Here is a 6930-nt window from a genome sequence, read left to right as displayed (position 1 = left end):
AGCGGGCCGCCATCACGGCGGCGGGGCACCCCGCCATCGAGAGCGGGCCGCCATAACGGCGGCGGGGAGAGGTTCGCCGGACCGTAAGAGGAACGGCCGTCGTCAAGCACGGGCGCGGAAGGAGCGATCGCCGTCGCCGACGGGCAAGGGACTAAGATGGCGCGGGATATGGCAAAGAAGAAGTCCAAGAAGGGCGCATCGGCGAATCCGGTGATCGCGACGAACCGCCGGGCCCGACACGACTACACCATCCTGGAAACGCACGAATGCGGGGTGGTGCTCGTCGGCACCGAGGTGAAGGCCCTGCGCGAAGGGCGCGCGTCGCTCAACGACGCCTTCGCCACCATCGACGACGGCGAAGTGTGGCTCCGCGGCCTCCACATCCCCGAATACTCCCACGGCAACTGGACGAACCACTCGCCGCGCCGCAACCGCAAACTGCTGCTGCACCGCGCGGAAATCGACTCCCTCATCGGCAAAACCCGCGACGGCAAAAACACCCTGGTCCCGCTGAAGCTGTACTTCAAGGGCGGCCGGCTCAAGGTCGAACTCGCGCTGGCCCGCGGCAAACAGGACTACGACAAGCGCCAGGACATCAAGCGCCGCACCGAGGAGCGCGAGATCACCCGCGAACTCGGCCGCCGCATCAAGGGCATCAAGGGGTGACCGAGCCGGGGAAGGGCGCGACGCACCGTCTCCGAGGTGCACCGGGCCTTGACTTCCCCCGAACCACGGCGTTACGCTTATCCATCCCGCCGGGGCAACGCAGCATCCCCTCCGGTGGGAACGTGAGGGGCCGACTTGGTTTCGACTCCGTACGGTGAGCCAGGGGAAGCGTGCCGGTGCAGGCTGGAGACCACCGCAAGCGTCGCAGCAACCAATTAAGCGCCGAGAACACTCAGCGCGACTACGCCCTCGCTGCCTAATTCAGCGACCGCGTGTCTGTCAGACCGGGTAGGCCTCTGATCCGGACCCTGGCATCGTTTAGTGGGGCTTGCTCGCCGACTTGGTCGCAAGGGTCGGCGGGGACGCATACTTGCGGCTGGGCCCGTCATCCGGTCATGTTCGACTGAACCGGAGGGCCGAGCAGAGACCACGCGCGAACTGCGCACGGAGAAGCCCTGGCGAGTTGGCGGAGGACCCGGGTTCAATTCCCGGCGGCTCCACTCGGAACCCGCTCATCGGAAACGGTGGGCGGGTTCTTTTGTATTCAGGTGGTGGGTGGCTCGTTTACGCGTACGCGGTGTCGCCGCTCGTCTTTACGCGGTGCCGCCGCACGTCGCTTTGGCCGTGCCCACGCTTTGCCCGCACCACGGGGTCCATCACCCTGCAGTCAAACCACGGGGTCCAAAACACGGGGTCGGTGTCGACCCCGTGGTTTAAGGCCGAAAACGGATCGACCCCGCAGTTTGGACCCCGTGGTTTGGGAGTGAGGCTGGTCGACCCCGTGTTTTTGACCCGTGGTTTGCGCGTGGGTGCGCTCGGCGGGCGTCAATCGGGTGCCGGCAGCCTCCCGGCGGGGCTGCACATTTGACGAGTGTGCGCTGGGAGGGCTGTCGCGCACATTCGTGGGGTCGGGAGGGCGTTGGTGGGCTCCCGGTGGGCGTCGCAAAGCAAAAAGGCCCGCCCCGGACAAACGGGAGCGGACCAGAAGGCGAAAGGGGCGGCAAGAATAGACGGGCGTAAACCCGAGCCGACCCGAGCCGCGCGTCCTAGCCGCGGTACGCGTCGGCCACCTGGGTCGCGACGACGCGGGAGCCATGGTGGGTGAGGTGATTCGGCATGTTGTAGTTCGCGGTGTCCGAGTCGACGAACGCGGACACGTGGCGCTCGCCGTCCGGGCCGCACATGGCGGCGTCGACGTTGGAGACGTCCTTCAGGTTGATGAACGTCGCGCCGGTCGCTTCGGCGGCCCGCGCCTGCCGTGCCTGCAGGTTGTCCTCGAAGATGCGGGCCGGGGCGGCGGGCACCCGCGGGGCGTTGCCGAAGACGTTGACCGGGCACATGTAGTGCTCGCCGTCGCGGGAGATGATCTCGGGCATGCCGATGACCATGACGCGCGCGTTGGGGGCGTGCTCCTTGAGGCGGTTGATCGTGCCGGTGACCGCCTGGTGGTACATGTCGTCCTGGATTTCGTTGGGTGCCCAGAACGCCTGCATGGCGTCGTTGGCGCCGATGGCGATGGTGATCAGTTTGGTGTTGTGGTTGACGTGGCCGTTGTTGATGGCGGTGTCGACGTAGCCGCCGAGCTGCTTCGGGGTGGTGGGGACGTAGGCGACGGTGCCGTTGCAGGTGTAGTCGTGCAGCGTCATGTCGAGCTGGGCGGCGACGTTGTGGCCGACGTTGGTGGTGGACACGGGGCAGACGTGGCCGGGGCGGCCGGTGCCGTTGGCTTCGTCGGTGGCGCCGGGGTTGGCCACGAAGGAGTCGCCGAAGGCCACGTACTCGCCGTTGGGGTTGGCCGCCGCGGTGGTGCCGGGGAGGAGGGCGGCGCCGGCGGTGAGCGCGGCTGCGGCGGCGGTGAGGGTGCGGCGGGCGGTGGTCGGCTTCATGTGGTGTCCTCTTCGTCGGGAGGTGCGCGTGGCCTCGGGTGGGCGGGTGCGCGACGGTTGCTTTGCGACGCCGATTCGCGTCCCCGGAGGGGTGCGGTGCCCGGAAGGGGCGGTGGCGGTGCGCTTCGGCGGCGTTATCTGCCCGTTATGAAACCCCTTTTGTTTGGCTAAGTCAACCGTGGTCGGGGAAACGTTGCATTGGCCGTGCACCTGTCACGCGGTCCCGGAGGCCGAATTCGTGGCCCGGCGCCGCCTACGCCAAAAACGTCGACCTCAGCGCGGCGACGACGCCATCGGCCACGCCCTCGCCGGACCGCAGCTCGACGTCGTCCTCGGCGAACGGGCCCTTCTCGGCCAATTCGGCGTCGGTGGGGCGGGGCTGGATGAGGGTCAGCGACGGGCCGTCGTCAAGCACTCCCGTGAACAGCCGGGCCTGGCGCGCGGCCCCGGAGCCCGCCGAGGCGCGCACCTCCTCCAGGGTCAGGCCCTCGACGGAGTCGGCGTCTTCCGGTGCGACGATGAGGATCTCCTGCGCCAGCACCGCGCCGACGACGCCCTCCGGCCACGAGGTGCGGGCGATGAAGTCCGACAGCTCGGGCGAGCCGCCGTCGATGCCCTCCGGCAGATCCTCCTGGACGACGACGGTCAGCGGCGACTCGTCGAGCAGGTCCGGGTCGAGTGCGTCGGCGACGAGTTCGGTGGGCACCAGCGCGAACAGGGTCGGCGGCGCGTCCCACCCTTCGGCGTGGACGAAGTCGACCGCTTCGCGCACCGCGCGGTTGAGGGCCTGCGGGGACATGGTGCGTGCGTCGGGCATGGTGGCGCCTTTCTGTCCGGGGTTCGGGGTTGCTTTGCGACGGCCCGCGCGGGGCGCCTCGGGGGAGGAGACGGGGAAAGTCTGGCGGCCCTCGGCGAACATCGCGGACCCGGGGTTTGCCCCAGGGGGTTTTTCAATAGAGTAGGGGAGACTGCACAACCCGTAACGACTAGGAGACCCCTTGTCCACAAGCCCGACCAGACTGGGCCGCACGGGCATGCCGAGGCCGGGGTGGCTCGCCACCACGGTGATGATCCTCGCGATCCTTGCTTTGCTCGTCCCCGTCATCGTCAACGTCTACGTCGACTTCCAGTGGTTCGGGGAGGTGGGTTTCCGCGGCGTGTTCGCCACGGCATGGGTGACCAGGATCATCCTGTTCGTGCTCGTCGGCGCGGTGGTCGGCGCGGTCGTCTTCCTGTCGATGTGGCTGGCCTGGCGCCACCGCCCCGATGACCCGGGGCCGTTGGATCCGCAGAGCCCGCAGGCGATCTACCGCCGCATGATCGAGTCGTCGCACAAGCCGGCGCTGATCGGCATCCCGGTGGTGTTCGGCCTGTTCGCCGGCCTGGTGGGGCAGTCGGCGTGGCGGACGGTGCAGCTTTTCCTCAACGGGGAGAGCTTCGGCGAGACCGACCCGCAGTTCCACAAGGACCTCGGGTTCTACGCCTTCGACCTGCCGTTCTGGCGGTTCCTGGTGGACACCGCCGTCCTGACGGTCATCGTTGCGTTCCTGCTGTCGCTGGTGACGCATTACATGCTCGGCGGCATCCGCGCGGGTAACCCGACGGTGGGCGAGAAGACCCGCGTGTCCGGTGCCGCGCGCGCCCAGTTGGCGTCGTGGGCCGGCGTGTTCATGCTGCTCAAGGCGTTGGCCTACTGGCTGGATCGCTACGACATGCTGGGCAACCGGCACCAGACGTTCACGGGCGGTTCCTACACCGACATCAATGCGCTGCTGCCGGCGAAGATCGTGCTGTTGGTCATTTCGATCGTCGTGGCCGGCGCGTTCTTCGCGTCGATTTTCCTTCGCAACCTGTCCATCCCGGCCATGGCGACGGTGCTCATGCTGGTCTCCGCGGGCATCATCGGCGTGGCGTGGCCGCTGATCATCGAGCAGTTCTCCGTGTCGCCGAACCGTGCGGCGAAGGAGCGGGAGTACATCGCCCGCAACATCGAGTCGACGCGCTACCACTACGGTCTGACGGACGACAAGGTCACCATCGAGCGCGACTGGGGCGTGCCGGGCGAGGAAGAGGAGGACGCCGCCTCGCAGGAGGAGGGCGCCGAGTCCATCGCCCGCGATACGAACACCCTGGCCAACATCCGCATCCTCGACCCGGAGGTGCTGTCGCCGACGTTCACGCAGCAGCGGCAGCTGAAGAACTTCTACGGTTTCCCGGAGTCGTTGTCCATCGACCGTTACGAGGTCGACGGGGAGATGCACGACTTCGTCGTCGCCGCCCGCGAGATGAACCCGCAGACCCTGCAGGGCAACCAGAATGACTGGATCAACCGCCACACCGTGTACACGCACGGCAACGGTTTCGTCGCCGCCCCGGCCAACCGGGTCGACGAGGTCGCGGCGGAGGCCGGTTCGGCCCGCGGCGGTTACCCGCTGTACACCGTGGCGGACCTGTTCGAGTCGGAGGACCCGAACGGCATGAACCTGGAGCTGGAGCAGCCGCGCATCTACTACGGGCCGGTCATCGCCAACTCGGATGCGGACTACGCCATCGTCGGCGGTTCCGGCGACGGCACGGATTACGAGTACGACGCCGACGGCCGCAACTTCACCTACGACGGCGCCGGCGGCGTCAGCGTGGGCAACCTGTTCGAGCGTCTGGTGTTCGCCACCCGCTACCAGGAGGTCAACATCCTCCTGTCGGAGCGGGTCGGCCCGGAGTCGAAGATCATCTACGAGCGTGATCCGCGCGAGCGCGTGCAGAAGGTCGCCCCGTGGTTGACCACGGACACCCGCACGTACCCGGCGGTCATCGACGGCCGCATCAAGTGGATCGTCGACGGCTACACGACGTTGGCGTCGATGCCGTACTCGGAACGCACCAGCCTCCAGGAGGCGACGCAGGATTCGCTGAACCCGGACGGCACGTCGCGTCCGCTGCCCAACAGTGAGGTCAGCTACATCCGCAACTCGGTGAAGGCGACGGTCGACGCCTACGACGGCACGGTCGAGCTCTACGAGTTCGACGAGAATGATCCGGTGCTCAAGGCCTGGCAGGGCGTGTTCCCGGATGTGGTGAAGCCGAAGTCGGAGATTTCCGATGCGCTGCAGGATCACCTGCGGTACCCGGAGGATCTGTTCAAGGTCCAGCGTGAGCTGATGGCCCGCTACCACGTGTCCGACCCGGGCATCTTCTTCACCAACGACGCGTTCTGGTCGGTGCCGAACGACCCGACGGCCCCGGAGGATCAGGGTCTGTCGCAGCCGCCGTACTACGTGGTGGCGGCGGACCCGGAGACGGGGAAGTCGAGTTTCCAGCTGATTTCCGCTTTCCGTGGTCTGGAGCGCGAGTTCCTGTCGGCGCATATGACGGTGTCGTCGGATCCGGAGACCTACGGTCGCATCACCATCCGCGCGTTGCCGACGAACACCCAGACGATGGGTCCGAAGCAGGCGCAGGACACGATGATGTCCGCTGATGAGGTCGCCCAGGACCGCACGCTGCTGGAGGGCACCAACGTGGTGACCAACGGCAATCTGCTGACCCTGCCTGTCGGCGATGGCGAGATCCTGTACGTCGAGCCGGTGTACACGCAGCGTCAGGGGCAGGAGACGGCGTTCCCGAAGCTGCTGCGCATTCTGGTGTCGTACCGCGGCGAGGTCGGTTATGCGCCGACAGTGTCGGAGGCGTTGCGCCAGGTGGGCATCGACTCCAGCGATGTCGCGCGGGAGCGTGGCGAGGAGGATGCGGTCGCCGACGACGAGGCCACCGACGACGATGCGGCGGAGGAGGAGGCCGGCAAGGCCCGTCCGGAGGCCGAGCGCGAGGTCGACGTGGCCGCGCGCGACGAAGCCGCGGCCCGCATCTCCACGATCCTCGATCGCCTGAAGACGGCCCAGGAAAACGGTGACTTCGCCGCCCAGGGCCAGGCGCTGGCGGATCTGGACAAGGCGGTCGCCGATTACCAGAAGGCCAACGGCCAGTAGCCGCCGCCGGTTGCTTTGCGACGACCGGGCCGCACGTGGGAGGGGCTTCCTTCCCCGGTGCGGCCCGGTTTTGCGTTTGGTCAATCGTCTCGCCGGGGTGCCCGCCGGCGGTCGTCGTGAAGCACGTGCACCGCGCTGACCAGGGGATTGGCCAAGCGTCGGGGCTCGGTGCTAGTGTTACTTCCCGTTGGTCGGCGAGAGAACATCTCGTGTGGCCGGCACCCGCTGCGAGCGGCGTGATTATGGAATCATTCGGTTCCGTGTTACGGTGTTCAAGCAGTCGACGCGGGGTGGAGCAGCTCGGTAGCTCGCTGGGCTCATAACCCAGAGGTCGTAGGTTCGAATCCTGCCCCCGCTACCACGTGAACGAAGGCCCCCGGCATTGCGCCGGG

At 67.5% G+C, this 6930-nt stretch carries 4 protein-coding genes, 1 tRNA gene and 1 other RNA gene; 4 read left to right on the top strand and 2 right to left on the bottom strand.

Annotated features, from left to right (window positions below; genetic code table 11):
- The first annotated feature begins 168 nt into the window (after positions 1–168).
- Positions 169–666: an SsrA-binding protein SmpB gene (gene smpB / locus HMPREF3121_RS07315; protein WP_035120343.1), complete on the top strand. Its 498-nt coding sequence runs from the start codon at positions 169–171 to the stop codon at positions 664–666.
- 126 nt (positions 667–792) lie between these two features.
- Positions 793–1169: a transfer-messenger RNA gene (gene ssrA, locus HMPREF3121_RS07310) on the top strand.
- A gap of 543 nt (positions 1170–1712) precedes the next feature.
- Here ssrA and HMPREF3121_RS07305 read toward each other — a convergent pair.
- Entirely contained in the window at positions 1713–2552 is an 840-nt protein-coding gene (locus HMPREF3121_RS07305) for a GDSL-type esterase/lipase family protein (RefSeq protein ID WP_070521617.1), read from the bottom strand.
- 253 nt (positions 2553–2805) lie between these two features.
- A complete protein-coding gene (locus tag HMPREF3121_RS07300) occupies positions 2806–3369 on the bottom strand; it encodes a PPA1309 family protein (RefSeq protein ID WP_035119422.1) in 564 nt (187 codons plus the stop codon).
- A gap of 217 nt (positions 3370–3586) precedes the next feature.
- Here HMPREF3121_RS07300 and HMPREF3121_RS07295 point away from each other — a divergent pair, with 217 nt between their 5' ends.
- Together HMPREF3121_RS07295 and HMPREF3121_RS07290 are read left to right on the top strand one after the other, a co-directional pair.
- Positions 3587–6538 (top strand): UPF0182 family protein, encoded by a 2952-nt coding sequence (locus HMPREF3121_RS07295; protein ID WP_210387256.1) that lies wholly within the window; start codon positions 3587–3589, stop codon positions 6536–6538.
- Between the two features lie 284 nt (positions 6539–6822).
- Positions 6823–6899: transfer RNA gene (locus tag HMPREF3121_RS07290), tRNA-Met, on the top strand.
- The last annotated feature ends 31 nt before the right edge of the window (positions 6900–6930 follow it).

Source organism: Corynebacterium sp. HMSC11E11, from assembly GCF_001807025.1.
Lineage (GTDB): Bacteria > Actinomycetota > Actinomycetes > Mycobacteriales > Mycobacteriaceae > Corynebacterium > Corynebacterium freneyi.
This window is presented reverse-complemented; position numbering and strand designations above follow the sequence as displayed.